At 70.7% G+C, this 26,016-nt stretch carries 24 protein-coding genes and 1 pseudogene; 11 read left to right on the top strand and 14 right to left on the bottom strand.

Features of this window, described 5'->3' with window-relative positions; all coding sequences use genetic code 11:
• The first annotated feature begins 14 nt into the window (after window positions 1–14).
• The 4 genes from kdpC to FHT26_RS10715 are packed head-to-tail and all read left to right on the top strand — an operon-like array spanning window position 15 to window position 5,939.
• Window positions 15–590 carry a potassium-transporting ATPase subunit KdpC gene (gene kdpC, locus FHT26_RS10730; protein ID WP_168560101.1) on the top strand — a complete coding sequence of 192 codons (576 nt, stop codon included), beginning with the start codon at window positions 15–17 and terminating at the stop codon, window positions 588–590.
• Between the two features lie 10 nt (window positions 591–600).
• The gene (kdpD, locus tag FHT26_RS10725) at window positions 601–3,327 is read left to right on the top strand and encodes a two-component system sensor histidine kinase KdpD (RefSeq protein WP_168560100.1); all 2,727 of its coding nucleotides are present in this window, start codon (window positions 601–603) and stop codon (window positions 3,325–3,327) included.
• Window positions 3,327–4,022: a response regulator gene (locus tag FHT26_RS10720; protein ID WP_490362778.1), complete on the top strand. Its 696-nt coding sequence runs from the start codon at window positions 3,327–3,329 to the stop codon at window positions 4,020–4,022. The genes kdpD and FHT26_RS10720 overlap by 1 nt, the downstream gene beginning before the upstream one ends.
• A gap of 45 nt (window positions 4,023–4,067) precedes the next feature.
• Window positions 4,068–5,939, top strand: a complete 1,872-nt coding sequence (locus FHT26_RS10715; RefSeq protein WP_168560099.1) for a potassium transporter Kup — start codon at window positions 4,068–4,070, stop codon at window positions 5,937–5,939.
• A 16-nt stretch (window positions 5,940–5,955) separates the two neighbouring features.
• Here the strand turns inward: FHT26_RS10715 and FHT26_RS10710 are convergent, their stop codons facing one another.
• Window positions 5,956–6,567, bottom strand: a complete 612-nt coding sequence (locus FHT26_RS10710) for a class I SAM-dependent methyltransferase (RefSeq protein WP_168560098.1) — start codon at window positions 6,565–6,567, stop codon at window positions 5,956–5,958.
• 221 nt (window positions 6,568–6,788) lie between these two features.
• On the opposite strand from FHT26_RS10710, the gene FHT26_RS10705 reads away from it, so the two are divergent.
• The gene (locus FHT26_RS10705) at window positions 6,789–7,151 is read left to right on the top strand and encodes a GFA family protein (protein ID WP_168560097.1); all 363 of its coding nucleotides are present in this window, start codon (window positions 6,789–6,791) and stop codon (window positions 7,149–7,151) included.
• 130 nt (window positions 7,152–7,281) lie between these two features.
• Here the strand turns inward: FHT26_RS10705 and FHT26_RS10700 are convergent, their stop codons facing one another.
• On the bottom strand, window positions 7,282–8,034 hold the full coding sequence (locus tag FHT26_RS10700; RefSeq protein WP_168560096.1) for an SDR family oxidoreductase: 753 nt from the start codon (window positions 8,032–8,034) through the stop codon (window positions 7,282–7,284).
• 111 nt (window positions 8,035–8,145) lie between these two features.
• On the opposite strand from FHT26_RS10700, the gene FHT26_RS10695 reads away from it, so the two are divergent.
• The 3 genes from FHT26_RS10695 (at window position 8,146) to FHT26_RS10685 (ending at window position 10,214) form a co-directional block, all read left to right on the top strand.
• Window positions 8,146–9,057, top strand: coding sequence for a LysR family transcriptional regulator (locus FHT26_RS10695; protein WP_168560095.1), 912 nt, complete (start codon window positions 8,146–8,148; stop codon window positions 9,055–9,057).
• A gap of 119 nt (window positions 9,058–9,176) precedes the next feature.
• A complete protein-coding gene (locus FHT26_RS10690; RefSeq protein ID WP_168560094.1) occupies window positions 9,177–9,545 on the top strand; it encodes a DUF1428 domain-containing protein in 369 nt (122 codons plus the stop codon).
• Window positions 9,546–9,587: 42 nt separating this feature from the next.
• Window positions 9,588–10,214 carry a GrpB family protein gene (locus FHT26_RS10685; RefSeq protein ID WP_210427319.1) on the top strand — a complete coding sequence of 209 codons (627 nt, stop codon included), beginning with the start codon at window positions 9,588–9,590 and terminating at the stop codon, window positions 10,212–10,214.
• 86 nt (window positions 10,215–10,300) lie between these two features.
• Here the strand turns inward: FHT26_RS10685 and FHT26_RS29850 are convergent.
• The 12 genes and pseudogenes from FHT26_RS29850 to FHT26_RS10620 form a co-directional block, all read right to left on the bottom strand.
• A pseudogene (locus FHT26_RS29850) lies at window positions 10,301–10,414 on the bottom strand (ubiquinone anaerobic biosynthesis accessory factor UbiT); the annotation flags it as partial.
• A 133-nt stretch (window positions 10,415–10,547) separates the two neighbouring features.
• Window positions 10,548–11,285 carry a helix-turn-helix domain-containing protein gene (locus FHT26_RS10670; protein WP_168560093.1) on the bottom strand — a complete coding sequence of 246 codons (738 nt, stop codon included), beginning with the start codon at window positions 11,283–11,285 and terminating at the stop codon, window positions 10,548–10,550.
• Between the two features lie 99 nt (window positions 11,286–11,384).
• A complete protein-coding gene (locus FHT26_RS10665; protein ID WP_168560092.1) occupies window positions 11,385–14,276 on the bottom strand; it encodes an adenosylcobalamin-dependent ribonucleoside-diphosphate reductase in 2,892 nt (963 codons plus the stop codon).
• Window positions 14,273–15,526, bottom strand: coding sequence for an NnrS family protein (locus tag FHT26_RS10660; protein ID WP_168560091.1), 1,254 nt, complete (start codon window positions 15,524–15,526; stop codon window positions 14,273–14,275). Before FHT26_RS10660 ends, FHT26_RS10665 begins: the two co-directional genes overlap by 4 nt.
• Window positions 15,523–16,779 (bottom strand): NAD(P)H-dependent flavin oxidoreductase, encoded by a 1,257-nt coding sequence (locus FHT26_RS10655; RefSeq protein ID WP_168560090.1) that lies wholly within the window; start codon window positions 16,777–16,779, stop codon window positions 15,523–15,525. Before FHT26_RS10655 ends, FHT26_RS10660 begins: the two co-directional genes overlap by 4 nt.
• Window positions 16,780–16,841: 62 nt before the next feature.
• Window positions 16,842–17,243 (bottom strand): SirB2 family protein, encoded by a 402-nt coding sequence (locus FHT26_RS10650; RefSeq protein ID WP_168560089.1) that lies wholly within the window; start codon window positions 17,241–17,243, stop codon window positions 16,842–16,844.
• Window positions 17,244–17,247: 4 nt separating this feature from the next.
• Entirely contained in the window at window positions 17,248–18,441 is a 1,194-nt protein-coding gene (locus FHT26_RS10645; protein WP_168560088.1) for an NnrS family protein, read from the bottom strand.
• Window positions 18,432–19,538 (bottom strand): DUF8744 domain-containing protein, encoded by a 1,107-nt coding sequence (locus FHT26_RS10640; protein ID WP_349238122.1) that lies wholly within the window; start codon window positions 19,536–19,538, stop codon window positions 18,432–18,434. The genes FHT26_RS10645 and FHT26_RS10640 overlap by 10 nt, the downstream gene beginning before the upstream one ends.
• Complete coding sequence (locus FHT26_RS10635) at window positions 19,535–19,867, bottom strand: metal-sulfur cluster assembly factor (RefSeq protein ID WP_168560087.1); 333 nt, start codon at window positions 19,865–19,867, stop codon at window positions 19,535–19,537. Before FHT26_RS10635 ends, FHT26_RS10640 begins: the two co-directional genes overlap by 4 nt.
• Window positions 19,864–20,331, bottom strand: a complete 468-nt coding sequence (locus FHT26_RS10630; protein ID WP_168560086.1) for an RrF2 family transcriptional regulator — start codon at window positions 20,329–20,331, stop codon at window positions 19,864–19,866. The genes FHT26_RS10635 and FHT26_RS10630 overlap by 4 nt, the downstream gene beginning before the upstream one ends.
• Window positions 20,328–22,601 carry a nitric-oxide reductase large subunit gene (locus FHT26_RS10625; RefSeq protein WP_168560085.1) on the bottom strand — a complete coding sequence of 758 codons (2,274 nt, stop codon included), beginning with the start codon at window positions 22,599–22,601 and terminating at the stop codon, window positions 20,328–20,330. Before FHT26_RS10625 ends, FHT26_RS10630 begins: the two co-directional genes overlap by 4 nt.
• A 31-nt stretch (window positions 22,602–22,632) precedes the next feature.
• A complete protein-coding gene (locus tag FHT26_RS10620) occupies window positions 22,633–22,941 on the bottom strand; it encodes a DUF2249 domain-containing protein (protein ID WP_168560084.1) in 309 nt (102 codons plus the stop codon).
• A gap of 216 nt (window positions 22,942–23,157) precedes the next feature.
• On the opposite strand from FHT26_RS10620, the gene nirK reads away from it, so the two are divergent.
• The 3 genes from nirK to FHT26_RS10605 are packed head-to-tail and all read left to right on the top strand — an operon-like array spanning window position 23,158 to window position 26,004.
• Complete coding sequence (gene nirK, locus FHT26_RS10615; RefSeq protein ID WP_168560083.1) at window positions 23,158–24,648, top strand: copper-containing nitrite reductase; 1,491 nt, start codon at window positions 23,158–23,160, stop codon at window positions 24,646–24,648.
• 1 nt (window position 24,649) lies between these two features.
• Entirely contained in the window at window positions 24,650–25,444 is a 795-nt protein-coding gene (locus tag FHT26_RS10610) for an SUMF1/EgtB/PvdO family nonheme iron enzyme (RefSeq protein WP_168560082.1), read from the top strand.
• Window positions 25,444–26,004, top strand: a complete 561-nt coding sequence (locus FHT26_RS10605) for an SCO family protein (protein WP_168560081.1) — start codon at window positions 25,444–25,446, stop codon at window positions 26,002–26,004. Before FHT26_RS10610 ends, FHT26_RS10605 begins: the two co-directional genes overlap by 1 nt.
• Window positions 26,005–26,016: the final 12 nt, after the last annotated feature.

Below are 26,016 nucleotides of genomic sequence, written 5' to 3'. Positions count from 1 at the left end.
TGAAGGAGAACACCATGCGTTCCATCATTCGCCCGGCGCTGGTCCTGTTCGCGGTGCTGACCGCGCTGACCGGCGTCGCCTACCCGATCGTCGTCGCCGGCATCGCCCGCGTGGCCTTCCCCGAAGAAGCCGCCGGCAGCCTGATCACGCGCGACGGCCAGCCGGTCGGCTCGGCATGGATCGGCCAGCGCTTCAGCGACCCGAAGTACGTGTGGGGCCGTCCGTCGGCCACCGCGCCGATGGCCAACAACGCCAGCGCTTCCGGCGGCTCCAACCAGGGGCCGCTGAATCCGGCGCTGGTCGAGGCGGTCAAGGGTCGCATCGATGCGCTGCGGGCTGCGGACCCCGGCAACGCGGCGCCGGTGCCGGTCGACCTGGTCACCGCGTCCGCCAGCGGCCTCGATCCCGAGCTCAGCGTCGCCGGCGCGCAGTTCCAGGCTGCGCGGGTCGCGAAGGCGCGCGGCCTGTCGACGAAGCAGGTGCAGGACCTGATCGCGCAGCACACCCAGGGCCGCTGGCTCGGCTTCCTGGGCGAGCCGCGTGTCAACGTGCTGCGGCTGAACCTCGCGCTCGACGCGACGCGGGGTTGAGAATGCACGCATGACCGACGACCGGCGACCCGACCCCGACGCCCTGCTGGCGCAGATCCACGCCGAAGAACGGCGGGACGGCCGCGGCCGGCTGCGCATTTACTTCGGCTCGTCGGCGGGCGTCGGCAAGACGTACGCGATGCTGGTGGCGGCCCGCAAGCTGCGGGCCGAAGGCGTCGATGTCGTCGCGGGGGTCATCGAAACCCACGGCCGCGGCGAGACCTCGGCGCTGCTCGACGGCCTGCCGGCGCTGCCCGCCCGGCAGGTCGAATACCGCGGCCGCCGCCTGGGCGAGTTCGACCTCGATGCGGCATTGGCCCGGCGCCCCGGGCTGATGCTGGTCGACGAGCTGGCCCACTCCAATGTCGCGGGCTCGCGCCATCCGAAGCGCTGGCAGGACGTGGAGGAACTGCTGGCCGCCGGCATCGACGTCTACAGCACGTTGAACGTGCAGCACCTGGAGAGCCTGAACGACGTGGTCGGCGGCATCACCGGCATCGTGGTGCACGAGACGCTGCCCGACACCTTCTTCGACCGGGCCGACGAGATCGTGATGGTCGACACGCCGGCCGACGAGCTGATCGAGCGGCTGCACGCCGGCAAGGTCTACCTGCCGGCGCAAGCCGAGCGCGCCGCGAAGAACTTCTTCCGCAAGGGCAACCTGATGGCGCTGCGCGAGCTGGCGCTGCGCCGCACGGCCGATCGCATCGAGGATGACGTGCAGGCCTACCGGACCGACCGGTCGATCGCGAAGGTGTGGAAGACCGAGGGGGCGCTGTTGTGCTGCATCGGCCCGCGGGAAGGATCGGAGCACGTGGTGCGCAGCGCGGCGCGCCTCGCGCAGCAGCTCGCCGTGACCTGGCATGCGGTCTACGTGGAGACGCCGGCCCTGCAGCGGCTGCCGGCCGCGCGCCGCGAGGGCATCCTGCAGGCCGTGAAGCTGGCGCAGGACCTGGGCGCCAGGGCGGCGGTGCTGTCGGGACAGGATGTCGCGCAGGCGTTGGTGGCGCATGCGCGCGGGAACAACCTGGCCAGGCTGGTGATCGGGCAGGGCGGACGCTCGGGGTGGCTGCCGCGGCGCTCCCTCGGCCAGGCCTTGTCGCGGATGGCGCCGGACATCGACCGCTTCGAAGTGGGGCAGGACCACCGCCCGCGGACTGCCGCGTCGGCGCAGCCCGAGGTGGACGAGGCGGTGGCGGGTGCCGCCCTGCAGGCTCGCCGCTACGGGCTGGCGGCCGCGGTGTGTGGCGTCACGACGCTGCTGACCCACCTGATGGTGCCGTACTTCGACCTGGCGAACATCGTGATGGTGTTCCTGCTGAGCGTGGTCTGCGTGGCGGTCTGGCTCGGGCGCGGGCCGGCCGTGCTGGCGGCGTTCGTCAGCGTTGCCGCGTTCGACTTCTTCTTCGTCGCGCCGCGCCTGTCGTTCGCCGTGTCCGACGTGCAGTACCTGCTGACCTTCGCGATCATGCTGACCGTCGGCCTGGTGACGGGCCAGCTCACGGCCGGCCTGCGCTTCCAGGCGAGGGTGGCGACGCACCGCGAGGCGCGGTCGCGGGCGCTGTTCGAGGCGGCGCGGGACCTGTCGAACACGCTCACCCAGCAGCACGCGATCGAGGTGGCGCAGGCGGTGATTGCACGCGAGTTCCGCGCGCAGGTGGCGGTCTGTGCGCTGGACCTGGCCGATCGGCTTCAACCGCCGCGGGAGGCCGCCGCGGGCCTGGACCTGGGGACGGCGCAGTGGTCGCTCGACCACGGCCAGGCGGCGGGGCTGGGCACCGACACGCTGGCCGGCAGCGCCTGGCTGTACCTGCCGCTGAAGGCGACGATGCGCTCGCGCGGCGTGCTGGCCGTGCAGCCCGGCGAGCCGCGCTTCCTGCTGGTGCCCGAACAGCGGCAGCAGCTGGAGACCTTCGCGGCGCTGACGGCGATGGCGCTGGAGCGCGTGCACTACGTCGAGGTCGCGCAGGGCGCCACCGTGCAGATCGAGTCGGAGCGGCTGCGCAATTCGTTGCTCGCCGCGCTGTCCCACGACCTGAGGACGCCGCTCGCTGCGCTGGTGGGATCGGCCGACATGCTGGCGGCCAGCCAGCCGCCGCTGGCGCCTGCGCAACTGGAACTGGCGCACGGCCTCGGCGAGAAGGCGCTGCGCATGGCCGACATGGTGACCAACCTGCTCGACATGGCCCGCATCCAGAGCGGCGAGATCCGGCTGCGCATCGAATGGCAATCGGTCGAGGAGATCGTCGGGGGGGCCGTGAAGGCCGCCCACGGCGCCCTCGGCCCGCGCCCGCTCGCGATCCGGATCGATCCGGATGTGTCGCTGGTGGAATGCGATGCCGTGCTGATCGAGCGGGTGATGGTCAACCTGCTGGAGAACGTCGGCAAGTACACGCCCGCCGACACCTGCGTCGAGATCCTCGCGACGCAGCGTGAAGACCAGGTCGAGATCAGCGTGCGGGACCATGGCCCCGGCGTGCCGAAGGGCCAGGAGGACGCGATCTTCGAGAAGTTCACGCGCGGCCAGGCCGAATCGGCCACCCCGGGCGTCGGGCTCGGGCTGGCCATCTGCCGCGCGATCGTCGAGGCCCACAAGGGCCGCATCCGCGTGCAGCCGACCCTTCCGCACGGCGCGACCTTCTCGTTCACCTTGCCCGTGGGCACGCCGCCCGTGGTCGATCTGTCCGAAGATGCGCAGGGCTCGCACACCGCGATCGGGCTGCAGGAGGAACGCTGATGTCGATGAACAACCCGATCGTCCTGGTGCTGGAGGACGAAGCCGAGATCCGCCAGTTCGTGTGCAGGTCGCTGGCCGCGGAGGGCTGGCAGGTCTTCGAAGCGGCCACGTTGAAGCAAGGCCGCATCGAGGTCGGTACGCGCCGGCCCGACCTGGTGATCGCCGACCTCGGGCTGCCGGACGGCGACGGGGTGGACTTCGTCCGCGAACTGCGCGCGTGGTCGGGCGTTCCCATCATCGTGCTGTCGGCGCGCACGCACGAAAGCGAGAAGGTGGCGGCGCTCGATGCCGGGGCGGACGACTACATCACGAAGCCATTCGGCGTGGCGGAGCTGCTGGCGCGCACCCGCGCCAACCTGCGACGCATCCGGGCAGGACGGTCGACGCCGGAGCTGACCTTCCGGTTCGGCGACGTCGAAGTCGACCTGGCCGCGCGTTGCGTGCGCAAGGCGGGCACCGAGGTCCACCTGACGCCCATCGAGTACCGCCTGCTGGCGCTGCTGGTGGCCAACGCCGGGCGCGTGCTGACGCATCCGCACCTCCTGCGCGAAGTCTGGGGGCCGGGGCATTCGCAGAGCACCCCCTACCTGCGCGTCTACATGGGCAACCTCCGGCAGAAGCTGGAGGCGGATTCGGCGCAGCCGAAATACATCCTCACGGAAACCGGCGTCGGCTACCGGCTGCTCGCCGACTGACGCGCCTGCGCCATCGACGGCCGACCTTCTTCTCCTCGGAACACAATGAACGACAACAAAACCCGCCAGGGCCTGGGCCTGCTGACGCTCGGTGCACTGGGCGTCGTCTACGGCGACATCGGCACCAGCCCGCTCTACACGATGAAGGAGGTCTTCCACCCTGCGAATGGCGTGCCGCTGGATGCGCCGGACGTCATCGGCGCGGTCTCGGTGATCTTCTGGGCCCTGATGGTGGTGGTGACGCTCAAGTACGTGATCCTGATCCTGCGCGCGGACAACCGCGGCGAAGGCGGGATCATGGCGTTGACCGCGCTGGCCGCAGGCGGCACGCCCGCGCGCCGGACCCTGCTGCTGCTGACGGGGGTGCTGGGTGCCGCGCTGTTCTACGGCGACAGCGTGATCACGCCGGCAATCTCGGTGCTGGGCGCGGTCGAAGGGCTGGAGGTGATCACGCCGACACTGAAGCCCTATGTGCTGCCGATCTCGGTGGCCATCATCTTCGGGCTGTTCATGGCGCAGCGCTTCGGCACCGAGGCGGTGGGCAAGTTGTTCGGCCCGATCATCTCCATCTGGTTCGCGGTGCTGGCCGTGGTGGGCGTGCTGCAGGTGGTGCAGCAGCCCGCGATCCTGGCGGCGCTGAATCCGCTGGAGGCCCTCTCGTTCCTGCATGCACGAGGCTGGCACCTGTTCCTGGTGATGGGGTCGATCGTGCTCGCGCTGACCGGCGCCGAGGCCTTGTATGCCGACATGGGCCACTTCGGCGCGCGGCCGATCCGCATCGCCTGGACCGGGCTGGTCCTGCCGTCGCTGGCGCTCAACTACATGGGGCAGGGCGCGCTGCTGATGCGCGACCCGTCGGCGCTGGAGAGCCCGTTCTACCGCCTGTTCCCGCAGGCCTGGCTGATCCCGGCGGTGCTGCTGGCCACCGCGGCGTCGGTGATCGCATCGCAGGCGGTGATCTCGGGCGCCTATTCGATGACCAAGCAGGCGATCCAGCTCGGCCTGCTGCCCCGGATGCGCGTGCTCAACACGTCGGAGAAGGAGGCCGGCCAGATCTACGTGCCCACGGTGAACTGGATCGTGATGGTGGCGGTGCTGCTGGCCATCCTCGGTTTCGGCAGCTCGTCGGCGCTGGCCTCGGCCTACGGCATCGCCGTCACGGTGACGATGCTGATCACGACGCTGCTGACCTTCTTCGTCGTGCGCTACGTGTGGCGCTACTCGCTGGCCGTGGCGCTGGCCGCGACCGCGGTCTTCGGGGTCGTCGATGCCGTGCTGGTGGCTGCCTGCTCGCTGAAGATCCTGCAGGGCGGCTGGTTCCCGCTGGCGATGGGTGCCGCGATCTTCGCGGTGATGGCGACGTGGAAGCGCGGGCGCGAACTGCTCATCGAGCACATCCGCCGGGACGACCCGGAACTGCTGCCGTTCGTCGGCGCGCTGTCGCACGACGGCGGCGTGCACCGCACCGCGCGCACGGCGGTCTATGCCGTGGCCAATCCCGACACGGTGCCGCAGGCGCTGATGCACAACCTCAAGCACTACCAGGTGCTGCACGAACAGAACATCATCCTCACGGTGAAGTTCGAGGAGGTGCCGCGCATCGATGACGCGGAGCGCATCGAGCTGGTCGGGCTGGTGGAAGGATTCTGGCGGGTGCAGGTGCGCTACGGCTTCATGGACCAGCCCGACATCCCCCGTGCGCTGGCGCATTGCGCGATGCACGGCCTGGCGATCGAGCCGGGTGCCACGTCCTACTTCCTCAGCCGCGAGATCGTGGTGCCCACGAAGGGCGCCGGCATGGCGCACTGGCGCGAGGCGCTGTTCGCGGCGATGTCGAGGAACGCAGGCAGCGTTGCGGACTTCTTCAGGTTGCCGCACAACTGCGTGGTGGAGCTGGGGACGCGGGTGCAGATCTAGCGGGTCGCCCCGCCGTTCACGGCGCGCGGCGCGCCAGGTAGATGATCCAGTTGTTGCCGTCGCGCCCCACGCTGTCCGCATCCCAGACGACCGAGAGGCCGGCCGCGGCGAGCCGTTCGGTAAAGCGCTCGCGGGTCCAGCACACGGTGTGGTATTCGCCCGTCGTCTCGCCTTCGCCCTCGCGCATCGCGGCGAGGAACGCTCCGCCCGGCCGCAGCGCGGCGTGGATCTTGCGCAGGACGGCGTCGGTCTGGTTCCGATCGACATGGATCAGCACCCCCATCGCGAGCACGCCGTCGTAAGGCCCCCCGAGTTCGTCGGTCACGACGTTCAACAGTTCGGCACGCTGGCCGCGCTCCGCCATCAGGTCGATGAAGGCCTGGGTCGCGTCGGTGCGCCGGACCGCCAGTCCGAGCGACTCCAGGACATCCGCGTCGCGACCGGGCCCCGAGCCGATCTCCAGCACCCGTCCGCCGGGCGGCACGGCCTCGACCAGTTGCCGCAGCGCCTTCAGGATGTGCGGCGGCCGATGCGGGTCGACGAGCTTGTCGTATTCACGTGCAGAACCTTCGTAGGACTGGAGGGTCTGGTGCATGCGGGCCAGGGCAGTGGCACTCGGCTTGGTCATCGTGCTTTCCGGTGGTCGACGCCCTGAGCGTAGAGCAAGGGCACGGCCGTTGCCATCGTCATGGGCCAAGTGCCTGATCCTGCGAGGGATTGAACCCGCGGGTGTCACGCCGCACACCCTCGACGACAGGTTCGCTGTGAGAGACGGACGATTGGTCTCGACCTTGGGCGCGGGCAAAGGCCATGACAATGCGGTGATGAACGTCAACAGGAGGCCTGCCGATGCATCAAGGCTCTTGCCATTGCGGCGCCGTCCGCCTCACGCTCCCATCCACGCCGGAAGTTGCCACGGACTGCAACTGCTCGCTCTGCCGCAGGATCGGCGGTCCGTGGGTGTACTTCGAGTTCGGAACGGTGGCCATCGAAGGCCATCCCGGCTCGACCGAGGCCTACGTCCAAGGCGACAAGACCCTGCGCACGATCCGCTGCCGGCATTGCGGCTGCGTCACGCACTGGGAGCCGATCGAAGCGAAGGCTGGCGCGAAGCATGGCGTGCACCTCGGCAACTTCGACCCGCAGTTGATCGCCTCCGTGCGGGTCCGCAAGTTCGACGGCGCAGACACCTGGACATTCTTCGACGAGTGAGGGGCCGCTCGACGGTGCGAACGGCCGGCCGTCCGGCACCGTCCCAGCGAATCGGGACGGTACCGGTCGCTGCCGCACAGTGCAGCGAATTGGGTGCGACGCCCGTTCCTCGCGCGGCCGCGGATGCGTGTCAGACCTGCGTCATGCCGCCATCGGCGAACAGTTCGACGCCGTTGACGAAGCTGCTTTCGTCGCAGGCCAGGAACACCGCCGCCTTGGCGATCTCGTCGGTCGTGCCGACACGGCCCAGCGGAATCGTCCTGGCCTGCATCTCGATGAACCCGTCGAGTTGATCTCCCTTCAGACCCAGCAGGTCGTAGGCAGGCGTCGGGACCACGCCGGGACTGAGAACGTTGATGCGGATTCCCGCGTCCTTCAGGTCCAGCATCCAGCTTCGCGCCAGGTTGCGCACGGCCGCCTTGCTGGCGCTGTAGATGCTGAAACCCGGCGTTCCCTTGATCGATGTGGTCGAGGCATTCAGCACGATGGTCGCGCCCTTGGGCATGAGCGGCAGCGCCTTCTGCACCGTGAACACCAGGCCGCGCACGTTGGTGGCGAAGATGCTGTCGAAGTGGGCCTCGGTGATCTGCCCCAACGGGGCCACCTGGCCGCCACCGGCATTGGCGAACAGCACGTCGAGTCGGCCCTTTTCCTGCCGGATCGTGGCGTACAGGCGATCGAGATCGCCCAGATCGGCGACGTCGCTGCGCACGCCCGTCGCGTTGCGACCCAGGTCCCTCACGGCCGCGTCGAGTTGCTCCTGCCGCCGGCCCGTGATGAAGACGTGAGCGCCTTCAGCGACGAAGCGCCGCGCGGTCGCGAGGCCGATGCCGCTGGTGCCGCCGGTGACGAGGGCGATCTTGTCGGTGAGTCTGGAAGTCATGAGGGTCTGCCTTGCATGGTCGTTGAGAAGCCGTGCAGTCTGGAAGCGCGGCCCCTTCGAACCAAGAGCGAGAAGGGAACAGGTCTGTTTCCAATCCGCTAATAATTCCTGATGGACCAGATCACCGCCATGCGCGTGTTTGCCCGCGTTGTCGAGGCAGGCAGTTTCACGCGGGCCGCCGACCAGTTGCAGATGCCCAAGCCCAGTGTGACCAAGCTGGTCCAGCAGTTGGAAGCGCGCCTGAAGGTCAAGCTGCTGCAGCGCACGACCCGGCGCGTGACGGTGACGCCGGAGGGCGCGGCCTACTACGAGCGCACGGCGCGCGTGCTGGCCGAACTTGACGAGATCGAATCCGACCTGACCCAGGAACGGACCCATCCCAGGGGTTGCGTGCGCGTCGATGTCGGATCGGTGGTGGCCAATCTGATCCTGATGCCCCAATTGCCCGCCTTCTGCGAGCGCTACCCGCAAGTGCAACTGGCGCTGGGCGTCAGCGACCGGCCGGTCGATCTGGTGGGCGAAGCGGTCGATTGCGTGATTCGCGGCGGCGCGATGACGGACCAATCCCTGGTGGCGCGTCGAATCGCGCAGATGGCGTTCACCACGGTCGCGTCGCCGGCCTATCTGGAGCGGCATGGCACCCCCCGCAGGCCGGAAGACCTGCTGGAGGGTCGGCATGCCATGGCCAGCTATTTCTCGGCCGGAACCGGTCGGATCGTGCCGGCCTCGTATGTGCGAGGTGACGAGCGATTCGAGATCACCCGCCAGGGTCCGATCTCCGTCAACGAGAGCACCGCGCACCTGAACGCCGCCTTGACCGGCCTCGGTCTGGTGCAGACTTTCGCGCCCATCGTGCAGCCGCACCTGGCGAGCGGCGCCTTGGTCGAAGTGCTGGCCGACTGGGCACCGCCGCCCATGCCGTTCTACGTGGCCTACCCACCCAACCGCCACCTCAGTGTGAAACTGCGGGTCTTCGTGGATTGGGTGGTGCAAGTCTTCGAGCCCTACAACACGGGACACTGAGCCGGGCGCGCGGCAGGTCGGCGCTGACGGGTGTCGAATCGGCCTCCTTCCGTTCGTCGACGAAGTACGGGGCGCTCTCGATCGGGTGCGCCGACCGCCAACCCAACAGGAGTCAGGACATGTCCTACATAGATGGTTTCGTGATCGCGGTTCCGACGGCCAACAAGCAGAAGTTCATCGAGCATGCGCGTCATTTCGACTCGCTGTTCATCGAACTCGGCGCGACCCGTGTGATCGAGGGCTGGGGTGACGACGTCCCCGACGGCAAGGTCACCGATTTCCGCCGCGCGGTCCAGGCCACGGCCGAGGAAACGGTCGCCTTTTCATGGGTCGAATGGCCGGACAAGGCCACGCGCGACGCCGCCATGAAGAAGATGGTGGAAGACCCGCGCATGGACCCGTCCACACCCGGCAATCCGCCCATGCCCTTCGACGGCAAGCGCATGATCTTCGGTGGCTTCGAACAGGTGGTCGAAGTGAAGGCATGAGCGGCGGTGCGAGACTGCTGCTGGACGCCAGCTGGTCGCGCGATGATTTCATTGAACAAGAGATTCATGCAAATCGCACCATACAACCCGTTGTGGCAAACCATGTTCGAACATGAGCGGCAAGCGCTGGAGAGTGTTCTTGGCCTGCACGCGCGAATCCATCACATTGGCAGCACATCCGTATTCGGGCTTGCTGCGAAACCCGTCATCGACGTCCTTGTCGAGGTATCTCGTGTCGAGCGGCTCGACTCATTGACTGCCGCCTTCCTCGGGATTGGCTACGAGCCGCGCGGAGAGAATGGAATTCCCGAGCGTCGTTACTTCGTCAAGGGATCCTCGAAGCGGACACATCAAGTCCATGCGTTTCGCACGGGATCTCACGATGTCCGTCGGCATCTCGCTCTGCGAGATTTTTTGCGAGCGAACAGCGAAGCGCGCGACGCGTACGCCGCAGTCAAGCGCCGGGCCGCCGCCGACTGCGGCAACGATGTCCATGCCTACACGAGACTGAAGGATGAATTTGTCCGGCTGCTTGAAGCGCGCGCTCTGGCCTGCGCGGCCGACGATCCGCTCACGCCCAGCCAGGATCCAGTGGCCGTTACCGCGATCGAGGCGGGTCGACTGAGTCCCCGAATCGCTCGTGCAGCATCCCGCCGTTGGCTTCGATGACGCGTCGAGGTTCGAGGTGCCCACGCGTCACCATGCCGGGCACCTTGTCGTCCCGGACGAGCCGGAGGACCAGCGGTGCCGGCCTGTCACCCCCGCAGCGGCCCGATGGCATCCAGCGTGTTCTTCAGCACGAGTGCCATCTCGGTGTCGCCCTCCATCACCAGCTGGCGTTCGAAGAAGAGCCGGTGCGGTTCATCACGCGCTGGAAGACTTCGATGACCGCGGGGAAGCCCGTCGACATCGGCGACAGGCGCAGCCGCGACACGCCGGCGCCCACCAGGAAGGGGCGTCCGTCCGCGTCGTCGCGGCACCTGAACTCGCATGCGTCCTTGCTCAGCCGCTGCTGTCGCCGGCCAGTTCCTGCAGCCCCGACGGATCGATGATGCGGACCTGCCGCTGCCGGACGTCCAGCACGCCGCGCTCGTGCAGCCGCGAGAAGCTGCGGCTGACCGTCTCCAGCTTCAGGCCGAGGTAGGTCCCGATCTCTTCGCGCGTCATGCGCAGCACCAGCGATGCGGCCGAGTAGCCGCGGTTGCCGAGCCGCCGTGCCAGGTTCACCAGGAAGGCGGCCAGGCGCCGGTCGGCATGCACGTTGGACAACAGCAGCATCACCGCGTGGTGGCGCACGATCTCACGGCTCAGGATGCGGTGGAACTCGGTCTGCAGGTCGGGGAACTGCTGCGCCAGTCGCTCCAGGGTCGGGTACGGGACGACGCACACCTGCGAGTCCTCCAGCGCCAGCGCGTCGCAGGCGTGCACGCCGTCGCCGATGCCATCCAGCCCGAGCAGTTCGCCGGACATCTGGAAACCGGTGATCTGGTCGCGCCCGTCCGGCGACGACACCCGGGTCTTGAAGAAGCCGCTGCGCACCGCGTACAGCGACTCGAAGCGGCCGCCCTGTTGGAACAGCGCCTCGCCGCGGCGCAGCGGGAGCCGGGTCGCGACCAGCGTGTCGGGTTGCCACGACGGCGGCGCGCCGGACGGCGGGGTCAGGCACAGGTCGCGCAACGCGCAATACACGCAAGCCGCCGATGGTGCGGTGGAAAGGGCGGCAGCGGGTGGACGGTCCATGGCAAGGCAGGCGGCAGGGGTGCGCCATTGTTCGGCCCGACCCCCGCCACCGCGTTGCGATGGATCAACGCCGGCGGGCCGCACCGGGGGCCGTCATCCCTACCCGCAACTGCCCAGGTGGCCGCAGGCGGTACAGAACAGGCAGCCGTCGCGGTGGATCAGCGAGGCATTGCCGCATTCGGGGCAGGGCGCACCGTGCAGGGTGGCCGGCACCGCCGCGCTGGCCGGTGCAGCCGGCACTTGCAGGATGCCCATGCGGTGGACCGGATGGCCGTCCTCGTCCAGCACGCCGAGCTGCGCGTAGCGGTGCAGGATCAGCCGCGCCATGTACGCCACCGTCGACGGCCAGGTCTGCTGTCGCGGCCGGTCCGGCGCGGTGCCGGGCACGAACGCCATGAAGTGCCCGAGCGGCTCGGCATAGTTCAGCAGCTTGCGCAGCTTCATGCCGATCCAGGCCGGGTCGAGCACCCGCATGTCCAGCGACAGCAGGCGGGCCAGCCCGTCCATCGCGCGCGGGTAGTTGCCCGACAGCCCGACGCTGCAGGGCCGCGTGGTCGTCGCACCGTGCCCGTCGGGCACCACCACCTCCTTCAGCGTCATCGTGAACTGCTCGTCGCTCGCCGGGTTGTGGATGTCGACCGACCAGGCCAGCGTGCCGTTCGGGCCGGTTTGCGGTTCGCCGGCGCTGAACAGCGAGTCCATCACCGGCGTCGCCGCCGCGCCGTCCGTCGCCGACCACAGGCCGAGCTGCTCGCATCGCCAGCGGATCACCGCGGCGGTGGCCGCGACGACGCCGGGGAAGCGGCGTGGCGCGGCGTCCGGCGGGAACGGCATGTCGAACGCGCGTTCTTCCTGCACGGTGGCCAATTGGTCGAGCTTCAGGCGCACCCAGGCCGCATCGCGCGCTCGCAGGTCCATCGACAGCGTCTTGGCGAGCGCGCCCAGCCCGCGCGGTTGTTCGGCACCGTTGACCCAGACCTCGAACGGCGCCAGGCGGGCGGGCGCCTCGTCCACCGGCAGGTCGCCGACGAACAGCGCGAACTCGCCGTGCGGGTGGCGCACCATGTAGCACCAAGCCTGGTTGCCCGCCGGCAGCGGCGGCCGCCCCGGCCAGCGCAACGACGCGAGCACCGCCGGGCGGGTGCGCTCGAGCGCCAGGCGCCGGTTCACCGCGTCGACCTCGACCGGCAGCGGCGGCGCGTCGACGCTCAGCACCGAGCCGAGCACCGCGTTCGGGCGGTAGGTGGCCAGCCCCTTCAGGCCGGCCCGCCAGGCCTGCAGGTACAGGTCCTGGAAGTCGGCGTAGGGGTAGTCCGCCGGCACGTTCACCGTCTTCGAGATCGACGTGTCGATGCACGGTGCCACGGCGGCCACCATCTGCGCGTGCGCCGCGGCCGAGATGTCCAGCGCGGTGACGAAGGCCGGCGTCAGCGGTGCATCGTCGCCCTTCAGGTGGCGGTACAGGCGCCAGGCGTGGTCCTGCACCGCATGCGCGACGACGCTGCCGTCGGCCATGCGCTTCTTGCGCGTGTAGGTCCACGAGAAGGCCGGTTCGATGCCGTTGCTGGCGTTGTCGGCGAAGGCCAGGCTGATGGTGCCGGTCGGTGCGATCGACAGCAGGTGCGAGTTGCGCAAGCCCCCGGCGCGGATGCGCTCCTTCAGCGCCGCCGGCAGGCGCGACGCGAAGCTGCCGCCGCCGAGGAACAGGTCGGCATTGAAGAGCGGGAACGGCCCGCGCTCGGCGGCCAGGTCGCACGAGGCCGAGTACGCCGCGTCGCGCATCACCTCGGCGATGCGGCGCGCGGCCGCGCGCGCGTCGGCGCTGTCGTAGCGCAGGTTCAGCATCACCAGCGCGTCGCCCAGCCCGGTGAAGCCGAGGCCGATGCGGCGCTTGCCGGCGGCCTCGGCGGCCTGCTGCGGCAGCGGCCAGTGGCTCAGGTCGAGCACGTTGTCGAGCATGCGCACGGCGACACGGGCCTGCTCGGCGAAGCCGGCCTCGTCGAAGCGCGCGGCGGCGCTGAACGGATCGGCGATGAAGCGCGTCAGGTCGATCGAGCCGAGGCAGCAGCAGCCATACGGCGGCAGCGGCTGTTCGGCGCACGGGTTGGTGGCGGCAATGTGCTCGCAGTAGGCCAGGTTGTTGTCGGCGTTCATGCGGTCGAGGAACAGCACGCCGGGCTCGGCATGGTCGTAGGTCGACTGCATGATCTGCTCCCACAGCGCGCGCGCCGGCAGGCTGCAGTACACCCACAGCCCGTCGCCGCGCTGGCGGGCGCCTTCGCGCAGCCGCTGCGGGCCCGGCTCGGCGCGGTGCACCAGGTCGATCGCGGCGTCGCGCTGCACCGCCTCCATGAACGCATCGGTCAGGCCGACCGACAGGTTGAAGTTGCTGAGGTCGCCCTGGTCCTTCGCATGGATGAACTCCTCGATGTCCGGGTGGTCGCAGCGCAGCACGCCCATCTGCGCACCGCGCCGCGCACCGGCCGACTCGACCGTCTCGCAGGAGCGGTCGAACACCCGCAGGTACGACACCGGCCCGGAGGCGCTGGAGCGCGTGCTGGCGACCCACGCACCGCGCGGGCGGATGCGCGAGAAGTCGTAGCCGACGCCGCCGCCGCGGCGCATCGTCTCGGCCGCCTCGGTGAGCGCGGTGTAGATGCCGGGGTGGCCCTCGTCGTCGGTCGCGATCGAATCCCCGACCGGCTGCACGAAACAGTTGATCAGCGTGGCCGCCATCTCGGTGCCGGCGGCCGAGTTGATGCGGCCGGCGGGCACGAAGCCGTGGCGTTGCGCATCGAGAAAGCGCTGTTCCCAATGCAGCCTCGCCTCCGGCGCCTCGGCCTGCGCCAGCGCGCGTGCGACGCGCCGGCGCACGTCGTCGATGCTGCGCTCGTCGCCCTTGGCGTACTTCTCGAGCAGGATTTCCTCGCTGATCGGCTGCGGCGGCAGCAGGCGGGGGGCGGTGTCGGCAGCGAGCGTGTCGGTGGTCATGGGCGGTCTGGTGATGAAGTCGTGCCTGACGGTAGCGGCGTGTTGCGGGCACGGCTTTGACTCGCGTCAGTGGGGGGTCGAACTCCGGCCTGCAGCAGCCAGGCGCCGCAGCGCACGGACCAGGTCGTCATGGCCGCCGCCCACAGCGCGGCCGCGACCGGCAGCAGGGCCGTGCCCGCCGCCGGCCACAGCGAGGCGGCCACGCGCGCGACGGCGGCGGCCTGCAGCAGCAGGAACAGGCCGAGCGTCACGCCATCCGCCGCCAGCGACCGACCGCCGTGGGTGGCGATGATGCGCGTGACCATCGCGATCAGCAGGCTGCCGGCGTGGCCCACGGCCAGCGCATGCAGCGCGGCCCGTGCGGTGCCCGCGGGCAGGCCGGGCAGGTGGGCGGCGGCGCCGAGCGCCAGCGCGACGGCCAGCCAGGCGAAGCCGGTGAACAGCATCGCCACCAGCCGGCTCTTCAGGCCATGCTGTCGCCACCAGCGCCAGGCGGTGACGGCCAGCCAGGCCGCGACCAGCGTTTCGGCGACGGCGACGCTGTCCGCCAGCCACGGCGTCGCCGGCCGCCACGCACCGACGACGGCATCGCCGCACCAGGCGACCAGCACGGCGGCCGCCAGCCAGCCGCCCGACCTGCGAGGAAAGAACGGCAGCATCCGGTGCGATGCGGCGATGAACACCGGCAGCACGAAGCCGCCCAGCGCGAGCGGCGGGGCCGCGTCCAGCGCGGCGGCATCGCCGGTCGCCAGCGCGACGGCGGCGAGCGCCATCGCGGCGGCGCCGACGCCGCACGCGGCCAGGATCGCGGCGGCATGCGCCTTGTCGGCCGCCCGGCTGGCGCGCAGCAACGACGCGAGGCGCAGGCACAGGCTCGACCAGCCGACGGCGACCGAGGCCATCCCGGCGGCCGGGAAGGTCGCATCCAGCGGCATGCCGGCCAGCACGGCGAACCAGCCGACCACCATCGCGGCGACCGGCGCGAGCAGCCGCCGCGCCGGCAGCGCCGGCACCTGCAGCCAGCGCGGACCGGCGGTGAACAGGAAGCCGGCCATGTAGAGCGGCAGGAAGCCGAGCGTCATCAGCAGCCCGTGGGCGTGGCGCGGGGCCACCGCCCAGCGCGACGCGATGCCCGGCGGCCCCGCCAGCAGCGCCAGCCACCCGAGCGAGGCGACCGCCAGCAGCAGGCCCGCGGCCGCGAAGCACAGCCGGTGCGGTGCGTCCGGCAGGCGCCGCACCGCGAGGCTCAATCGGCGGTGGCGGCGACTGCGGGTGTGACCGGGGCAGCGGCGGGTGCGGGCGTCAGCAACCGCTCCATCAGTTCGCGCACGCTGCGGATCTCGCTGCCGAACGGCAGCCGCCCGACGCCGCGGAAGAACAGGCCCTTGCGCACGTCGCCGCGCAGCGCGGCGGCCAGCTGCGTGTCGATGCAGAACTGGCCCCAGTCGGCCAGCCCGTCGCGCAGGCCGCACTGGGCGAGGCAGTCGAAGGCCAGCGTGCAACGCGGCTTGACCTGCGCGTTCTCCTTCAGCCGCGGCTCGGCCTTCAGGTAGTTGCGCAGCCACGGCGTCGCGACCGCGCGGGCCGGCAGGCCGGCCACGCTGGTGAACTCGACCAGGTCCTCGTCGCGTGCCTCGGCCAGCACGCGCTTGAAGCCCGCATGGGCATCGCCTTCGGTCGTGACGGCGAAGGGCGTGCCCAGCTGCACCGCGGCCGCGCCGAGCGACTGCAGTCGCGCGATGTCGGCGAAGCTGCGCACGCCGCCGGCCGCGATCAGCGGGATCTCCTTCTCGACGCCATGCTCGCGCAGGAAGCCCAGCACCTGCGGGATCACGGTGTCGAAGTCGAAGCGCGGGTCGTGCAGGTCGCTGATGCGCGCCGCGCCGAGGTGCCCGCCGGCCAGGCCCGGGTGCTCCAGCACGATGGCGTCGGGCAGGCGCTGCTTGCGCTCCCACTTGCGCAGCAGCAGCTGCACGCCGCGGGCGTCCGACAGGATCGGCACCAGCAGCGTGCGGGGATGCTCGCGCGCCAGCTCCGGCAGGTCCAGCGGCAGCCCGGCGCCGACGACCACCGCGTCGATGCCGCACTGCAGCGCGCAGGTCACCGAGGCCGCGTACTCGCCGACGGCGCGCATCACGTTGATCGCGAGCAGCCCGCGTCCGTTCGCGAGCGCGCGCGCCGCGTGGATCTCGCGGTCCAGCGCCACCAGGTTGGCTTCGTTGATGGCCGCTTTCGCCGCGGCGGTCGCCCACGCGGTGCCGATCGGCAGGTTGTGCGTGCGCTCCATCAGGTCCGGGTGCAGGCGCCGCAGGTCGACCGACGAGATCGTGCCGAGCGCGCCCAGGCTCGCCACCGTGCCCGCCAGGCGATGCGCGGAGATGCCCACGCCCATGCCGCCCTGGACGATCGGCAGCAGCGAGCGGCCGCCAAGGCGCAGCGGCGCAAGGCCACTGCGTGCGAGGGTGTCTTGCAGTGTGTCGGCGGGGGCGATGGAAGAGTGCATGGCGATCGGGAGGGTGAAGGATCGACGATAGCCAGCGTGGAACGTACCGGGCTTGACCGTTGTCAAGCGCCGGGCTGTGCGAGCGACAGCACGCCGAGCGGGTTTTTCGTGATCGCGACCGACACGATGTAGCCGAAGCACAGCAGCGCCGCGATCCACGCGGCGGCGCGCCAGCGCCACGGCAGCCCCGGGCGCAGCGCGACGACACCCAGCCCGATGTAGAGCACGAGGCCGGCCACCTTGGCGGCCAGCCAGGGCGCCGAGCCGGGGTGGATGCGCAGCATCCACGCGAGCGTCAATGCCGACAGCAGCAGCACCGAATCGACCAGGTGCGGCAGCGAGCGCGCGGCGCGGCCGCGCACCCAGCCCGCGCCGGCCAGCGCGGCGAGGCCCCGCACGAAGAAGCCGGCGAACGACAGCGCCACGGCGCCCTGGTGGATCAGCTTGACGGTGGCGTAGTCCATGGGGTCAGCCGGCACGGCCGTCGAGCCGCGCGCGAACGAGGAACGGTGCGTAGTGAAACACGAACAGCGCGAACCCCGCCGACCACAGCCCGGCCGAGGCCAGCACCGCCACCAACGTCCACGCCGGCCAGGCCCACGGCAGCAGCACGCGCAGCAGCGCGGCGCCCAGCACCAGCAGGTAGCAGGCGACGTCGATGCGGTCGGCGCGCAGCGGCCGGCCGGTGTGGCCGCGGCTGGTGCGGCTCATCATGCCGATCACCAGGCCGCCGAGGGCGCCGGCGGTCAGCGCATGGGTCGCGAGCGACGGGCTGGTCCAGCCGAGCGCGGCGCAGGCGCGCAGCGCCAGGTGCAGCGGGATCCATGCATAGGCGGCGTGCAGCACCCACACCAGCGGCGTGCGCAGCGTCTTCCACGGACGCCACAGCGCCCAGCGCAGCGCATGTGCCAGCGCGCCGAGCAGCGCGACGCCCACCAGCGCGAGCGGCGGCAGCGGCAGCAGGTCGACCGCCAGCAACGCCAGCACCGCGCCCAGCGCGACCCGTTCGACGCGCGGCTCGCGCTGCGCACCGGCGCCCGGCACGCCGTTGTTGGTGAACATCGGCACCACCCGGCCTGCCATCACCGCCATGATGAACAGCACCGCGTCGAGCGCGACCTGCAGGCTGGCGAGCGGCGGCAGGTCCAGTACGCCGAGCTGCGACAGGTGCATCGAGAAGTTCGCCGCGCCCAGCAGCAGGAGCAGGCCGACGAAGAAGTAGTTGCGCCGGTTGCGCGCGGCATGGAACGGAACGGCCAACGCGATGGCGGCGGCCGGCGCGAACGCGCTGTCCACCAGCGCGGCGGTCCAGCCGAACGGCGTCAGCACCAGCACGCGCCCGGCCACCCACAGCAGGGCCAGCGCGGCCAGGCCGCCGCCGGTCGGGGTCGGCCGGTTGGTCCAGTTGCGGCCGGCGGTGAACAGGAAGCCCACCACCACCGCCAGCGCGAAGCCGAACAGCATCTCGTGCGCATGCCACGCCGGCCCCGACAGGTAGGCATGCGGCAACCAGCCGGCGAACTGCAGCGCCCACAGGCCGATCGACAGCGACGCGAAGCCGCCGGCCAGCAGGTAGAACGGCCGGAAGCCGAGCGCCCACAGCGCGAAGCTGCGCGGGTCGACGCGGGCGGGGCGGGGATCTTCGAGCGGAATCAGCGGCATCGTGGCCTCCGATGCAAGGGGCGGTGCCAGGCCAGTGCCGATCCGGCCAGGGTCACCATGAACAGCGCGAGCGCGGCGGCATTCACGGCTGTGCCGACGCTGCGCCAGGAGGGATCGACCAGGCTGCCCGGCAGGCGCAGCAGCAGCGAGCCGTGCAACAGGGCCAGCGGCAGGTAGAACCACGGGCCGAAGCGCAGTTTCACCCGCGCGACCGCCGGCAGGATCACCGGCGCGTGACCCATCACCATGCTGAAGATGAACCCCAGCCCGAGCGCATGCAGCGCCCAGTCGCGGCCCGGGCAACCCCAGGCGACGCCGATCCAGGCCACGCCGGCCACCGCGAGCCACACGTAGCCGGCCAGCAGGCTCACCGCCATGTAGCGGGCCAGGCCATGGGCATGCCAGGTGCGGCGGGCGATGTCGAAGCGCAGCAGCCACGTCGCCAGCGCGACCAGCGTGCCGCCGTACAGCACGCCGGCTTCGAACGGCCGGCGGCCGGTCAGGGCCGCCGCGGCCAGCAGGCCCAGCAGCAGGACCACCAGCACCGCCTGCGCCGCCGGGTGGTGGCGCATCAGCCGGGCCATCTCCAGGCGCTCGGCCGCGACGGTCAGCACGATGAAGGCAAACCACCACGGCAGCGTCGTCTCGGTGGGCTGGCCGAGCGCGAACAACAGGTTGCCGACCAGCCACGCGACGGCCGCGGGCAGCAGCAGCGCCGAATGCACGGCCCACTGGCGCGCCGACACCGCGGCGCTGGCGCCGACGAACAGCGCGGCCGCGACCACGCCCAGCCAGCCGCCCACGCTGTCCAGGCCGGCCAGCAGCGCGAGGCTGCCCAACCCCGAGGCCCATGGCGCGAGGAAGGCCCAGCCTTGCTTCAGCGCGGCCGCACGCTCGATCGCGATCGTGGTGCCGAGCAGGCCCGACAGCATCAGCGCGGCATGCTGGCCGAGCGCCAGCGGCCCCGGGCCTTCCGGCAGCCACGCCCCCTGCAGCCAACCCGCCCGCAGCAGCCCGGCGGCCACCGCGGCCACCAGCGACACGGCGACCAGCAGCGCCAGGGCCAGCCGGGCGAGACCCGATGCCCGTGCGTTCACCGCTGCAGGAAGCGGCGGGCCCGCTCGCTCATCCGGTCCGGTGTCCATGCGGGCTCCCAGCACACCTCGACCGCGATCGCACAGCCGGCCGGCAGCACGCGGTCGAGTTCGTTCTCGACGTCTTCGACGATCAGGTCGATCACCGGGCAGGCCGGCGACGTCATCGTCATCCGCACCCGCGCGCCGGCATCGTCCACGTGCAGCCCGTAGACCAGGCCCAGGTCGGTGATCGACAGCGCGAGCTCGGGATCGACGACCCGCGCCAGCGCGGCCTGCAACGGCTTGCGCAGCGCCTCGGGACCGTCGAAGTCGATGGCGGCGGCGTTCATGCGCACCCCGCCTGCAGCGCGCCTGGCGGCGACCGCACGAACAACACCTCGGCGAGCGCCGGCGCGTTGCGGACCAGGTCGGCCAGCGTGCTGCGGTCGAGCGCGGCGTAGAACGCCTCCAGCGCGTCGTGCAGCACGCCGCGCAGCGCGCAGATCCGCGCGATGCGGCAGGCGTCGGGCTGCTGGCCGAAGCAGTCGCCGGCCCGGGTCTGCGCCTCGGTCGCCCGCACCACCGTGCCGACGCCGATCTCGGCGGCCGGTCGCCCCAGCGCGATGCCGCCGCCGCGTCCGCGCACGGTGCTCAGCCAGCCGTGCTGTCCGAGGAACCAGACCACCTTGGTCAGGTGGTGGGCCGAGATGCCGAACGAGCCGGCGATCTCGCGGATCGTGACCTGCCGGCCGGGCTTCGCCGCGAGGTAGATCAGCACGCGCAGGCTGTAGTCGGTGAAGCCGCTGAGCCTCATGGCTGCACCGCCCGCGCGGACGCCAGCGCTGCCGCGTCGGCAGCCGGGCGGCGCAGCAGCCGCCACGCATACACCGCCAGCAGCAGCGCGCCGCCGGCGAACACCAGGTCGCCGGGCACGCGCAACCACACCAGCGTTTCCATCACCTTCGAATGCACGACGGCCGGCGAGCGCGCGAACCACATGCCCTGGTCGATGCTGGCCCAGGCCTGCCAGATGCCGGCCGGCAGCAGCGACAGGAAGACCATCATCGCGAGGCCCGCATTCATGCCCCACCACGCCGGTGCCAGCAGGCGGTCGGCATGCAGGTGCCGCGCATACAGGCCGCGCAGGCAGAACAGCATCAGCCCGATGCCCAGCATGCCGTAGACGCCGAACAGCGCCGCGTGCCCGTGGGCGGCCGTCATGTTCAGGCCCTGCACGTAGTACAGCGAGGCCGGCGGGTTGATCGCGAAGCCGAGCACGCCGGCACCGACCGTGTTCCAGAACCCGACCGCGACGAAGCACATGATCGGCCAGCGGTAGGCTGCCAGCCACGGCGCACGCTTCGAACGGCGCCAGGTCTGCAGGGCCTCCAGCCCGAGCATCGCGAGCGGCACGACCTCGAGCGCGGAGAACACCGCGCCGACGGCGATCACCGAGGTCGGCGTGCCGGTGAAGTACAGGTGGTGCAGCGTGCCCAGGATGCCGCCGAACAGGAACACGATGGTCTCGGCGACGATCGCGCGGTTGGCGCTCGCGGCGCAGACCAGGCCCAGCCGCGTGAAGATCAGTGCGACCACCGCGGTGGCGAAGACCTCGAAGAAGCCTTCGACCCACAGGTGCACCAGCCACCAGCGCCAGTACTCGACCATCGAGTAGTGGGTGTGCTGGCCCCACATCAGCGAACTGGAATAGAAGCCGCCGATGCAGGCCGCCGACAGGAACACCATCGCGATCAGCCCGCGGGTCTCCGACGGCTTCTTCAGCGCCGGCCACAGCGCGCGGCCGAGCAGCAGCAGCCAGAACAGCAGGCCGACGAACAGCAGCAGCTGCCAGACGCGGCCCATGCTGGTGAATTCGAGGCCCTGGTTGCCGATCCAGAAGCTGAAGTCCACGCCGCGGTGCTGCAGCGTGCCGAGCCAGCCGGTGGCGGTGGAGCCGACCACGATGGCGATCAGCGCCCAGAACAGCACGTCGACGCCGAGCTTCTGGAAGCGCGGTTCGGTGCCGGACAGCAACGGGGCGATGTACAGGCCGGTGGCCAGCCAGGCGGTGGCGATCCAGAAGATGCCGACCTGCGTGTGCACGGTGCGGCTCACGACATACGGCAGCACCTCGGCCAGCGGCAGGCCGAAGAATGCATCGCCCTCGACCGCATAGTGGGCCGTGATGGCGCCCATGCCGATCTGCAGCAGCAGCAGGCCCACCACCGCGAAGAAGTACTTGCGGGTCGCCTTCATCGACGGGGTGGCCACCACCTGCAGGAAGGGGTCGGCGGCCGGCGGCACCGGATCGGCCTCGTGCTCGCGGCTGCCATGGAACCAGACCATCGCGGCGATGCCGGCGATCAGCAGCACGATGCTCGCCATCGACCACATGGCCGCGGTGCCGGTCAGCGTGTTGCCCACCAGCGGCTCGTGCGGCCAGTTGCTGGTGTACGACAGGGAGGTCTCGCCGGGGCGGTCGGTGGCCGCGGCCCACGAGCTCCAGAAGAAGAAGGCCGTCAGCGCCTGGCGGTCGGCGGCGTCGGGAACGTTGCCGGCGCGCATCGCGTACTGGCTGCGCAGTTCGGCGAGTGCCGGGTCGCTGCCGAACAGGCTGTCGTAGTGGCTCGCGACGCGCCGGATCGCCAGCGCGCGGTCGTTCGACACCTTCAGCACGCCGCTCGTCTCGTCGTAGCCGTTGTGCCGCATCTCCTCGCGCAAGGTGACGGCGATCGCGGCGCGGTCAGCGCTCGACAGCGTCGGCTGCGCCTGCACGTGCTGGTCGAGGCGAAGCGCCTGCAGCGCCGACGCCTCGCGGTGCAGCCAGTCGGCCGACCAGTCGGGCGCCACGTAGGCGCCATGGCCCCAGACCGTGCCTTGCTGCTGGCCGCCCGAGGCGAGCCAGACCTGCTGGCCGGCCTGGATCTGCGCGCCGGTGAACAGCGTGCGGCCGTCGGCATCGACCACCGATGCGGGAATGGGAGGGGCCGCCAGGTGGATCTGGTAGCCGAGGAAGCCGAGCGCGCCGAAGGACAGCACGAAGGTCAGTGCCAGCCAGCGCCACAGGCGATGCGAGGGGTTCATGGAGTGCTCCTTGGGGAAACCTGGGGAGGGATCAGGCCGCGCCGCCGCAGCCGCCGCAGCAGCCGCCGGCGGCATGGCGGTCCGGCACGGCCTGCCGTGTGATGCGCACGCGCCAGAGGTCGGGGCCCGCCTGCACGTACTCCCAGCTGAAGGCGCCGGGCATCTCGGCATGGAACTGGTGCTGCAGCGGCTGCGGGTCGTGGTCGTTCACCAGTTGCATCGACCTGCCGACCGGCAGCTTCCTGAAGGTCGAGAAGATCAGCGCGTGGCGTTCGTGCCGCGGGATCGGGCGGACGTCGATGACGGCAAGGGATGGGGCGGAAACCTGGGACGGGGACATGCGGGAATCTCCTGGCGTGGATGCGTTGCAAGAAAGATGCATCGCAGATACATCTAGAGTAGGAGTGCGACCGCGGCAGGGTCTTGACGCAAGTCAAGGTGGCGTCGACCGCGCGGCCCCCGTCGCCTTCCTTGACCGAACACAAACCCTCGCCGGCGACGCGCCCCTACTGTCATGCCGTCCCGATGGAGGGACGCATCCGTACCGGATCACAGCATGACCAACATCCTCAAGACAGCGACGGCCGCCGCACTGCTGGCCTGCACCCTGGGCCTGGCGCACGCCGCGGGCTCGGCGCAGAAAGCCGTGCCGAAAACCGGCGACTTCGGGCCGCCCCAGGGCGCGCCCATCCACGCGGTGCTGACCAGCCCGCCCAACGTGCCGCCGCCGATCCATCGCAGCACGCCCGCCAAGGTCATTGTCGAGCTCGAGGTGATCGAGAAGGAGATGCCGATTTCCGAAGGCGTGTCGTACACGTTCTGGACCTTCGGCGGCACCGTGCCCGGCAGCTTCATCCGCGTGCGCCAGGGCGACACGGTGGAGTTCCACCTGAAGAACCACCCGGGCAGCAAGATGCCGCACAACATCGACCTGCACGGCGTCACCGGCCCCGGCGGCGGGGCGGCGTCCAGCTTCACCGCGCCGGGCCATGCGTCGCAGTTCACGTTCAAGGCGCTCAACGAAGGCATCTACGTCTACCACTGCGCGACCGCGCCGGTCGGCATGCACGTGGCCAACGGCATGTACGGGCTGATCCTGGTCGAGCCGCCGCAGGGGCTGCCGCCGGTGGACCACGAGTACTACGTGATGCAGGGCGACTTCTACACCGGCGGCAAGTACCGAGAGAAGGGGCTGCAGCCGTTCGACATGGAGAAGGCCATCGACGAGCGGCCGACCTACGTGCTGTTCAACGGCGCCGAAGGCGCGCTGACCGGCGACAAGGCGATCACCGCGAAGACCGGCGAGACGGTGCGGCTGTTCGTCGGCAACGGCGGGCCGAACCTGGTGTCCAGCTTCCACGTGATCGGCGCCATCTTCGACGAGGTGCGCTACGAGGGCGGCAGCAACGTGCAGAAGAACGTGCAGACCACGCTGATCCCGGCCGGCGGCGCGGCGGTGGTGAAGTTCACGACCCGCGTGCCCGGCAGCTACGTGCTGGTCGATCATTCGATCTTCCGCGCGTTCAACAAGGGGGCGCTCGCGATCCTGAAGGTCAGCGGGCCGGAGGACAAGTCGCTGTACTCCGGCAAGGAACTCGACTCGGTGTACCTGGGCGACCGCTCCCAGCCGAACATGAATGCGGTCGCCACCGCGACGCAGGCGGCCGCGGCCGGCACCTTGACGCTGCAGGACCAGGTGCGTGCCGGCGAGTCGCTGTTCGCCGGGACCTGCTCGGTGTGCCACCAGGCCAACGGCGCCGGACTGCCGGGCGTGTTTCCGCCGCTGGCACGGTCCGACTACCTCGCGGCCGACCCGGCGCGCGCGATCGGCATCGTGCTGCACGGGCTGAACGGCAAGCTGAAGGTGAACGGCGGCGACTACGACTCGGTGATGCCGTCGATGGTGCAGCTCAACGACGACGAGGTCGCCAACATCCTCACCTACGTGCTCAACAGCTGGGGCAACCCGGGCGGGCGCATCCTGACCGACGATGTGAAGCGCGTGCGCGCCGCCAAGCCGGTGGCGGCGACGGTCGCCGAGCACTGACGTGGGCACGACGGCCTGGATCGCCGCCTGCGCCTGCTGCATCGCGCTGCCGTGCGCAGCGCAGACGGCGGCGTATGTCGACATTCCGGCCGGCACGCTCGCGAGCGTGCTGGCACGCGATGCGCAGCAGCAGCCGCAAGCCATCGCGGCCTTCGCGATGCGCGCGACGCCGGTCACGGTGGGCGAATTGCAGCGCTTCGTCGTCGCGCAGCCGCAGTGGCAGCGCGGGCGCGTCGCCACGGTCTTCGCCGATGCCGACTACCTGAGCGGCTGGCGCGACCCGGTCACGCCCGGCGACGGCTGGCGAGCCGACCAGCCGGCCACCGGGCTCAGCTGGTTCGCCGCCCAGGCCTTCTGCGAAAGCGAAGGCGGCCGGCTGCCCAGCTGGCCCGAGTGGGAGTACGTGGCGGCGGCCGACGAGACCCGCGTCGATGCGCGCGCCGACCCCGCGTGGCGCGCGCGCATCCTGGCGTGGTATTCGCGGCCGGCGACGCAGGCGCTGCCGGCCGTCGGCGGCCCGCCCAATGCGTATGGCGTGCGCGACCTGCACGGCCTGGTGTGGGAGTGGGTGGACGACTTCAACGCGCTGCTGGTCAACCCCGACAGCCGCTCCGCCGACGACCCCGACAAGCTGCAGTTCTGCGGCGCCGGCGCCATCGACCTGCAACAGCGGGAGAACTACGCGGTGCTGATGCGCGTGGCCCTGCTGTCATCCCTCGACGCCTCGAACAGCACGCGCAGCCTCGGCTTTCGCTGCGTGCGTCCGCAGGCCCCCGACCTGAAGGAGAAACACTGATGTTGAGAAGAACCTTGCTGGCCACGCTGCTGGCCTGTGCCGCCTCGGCGGGCGCCGCACCGCGTTGGCCGGGCGATTCGGTCTACCAGCTCGAGCTGCCGCTGACCGACCAGGACGGCCGGGCCATCGCGCTCGATGCCGGCCAGGGCCACCCGATGCTCGTCACGATGTTCTACACCTCGTGCCAGTTCGTCTGTCCGATGCTGGTCGACGCGCTGCGCGACACGCAGGCGGCACTGGCCCCGGCCGAGCGCGAACGCGTCGGCGTGCTGATGGTGAGCTTCGACCCGGAACGCGACACCGTGCAGGTGCTGCGGCGCACCGCCGACGAACGGGGACTCGATCGCACGCACTGGACGCTGGCCCGCACCGACGCGGCCGGCGCGCGCAAGCTGGCCGCGCTGCTGGGCATCCGTTTTCGCGCGCTGCCCGACGGCGACTACAACCACACCAGCCTGCTGGTGCTGCTGGATGCGCGCGGCCGCGTTGCCGGGCGCACCACGCAGCTGGGCAGTGCCGACCCGGCCTTCGTGCGGCGGATCCAGGCGCAATTGCGTTGAGGCCGGCGTCGA

The organism is Rhizobacter sp. SG703 (genome assembly GCF_012275445.1).
GTDB lineage: Bacteria > Pseudomonadota > Gammaproteobacteria > Burkholderiales > Burkholderiaceae_C > Rhizobacter.
The sequence above is the reverse complement of the archived record's forward strand: the minus strand, read 5'-3'. Positions and strand labels throughout refer to the sequence as shown.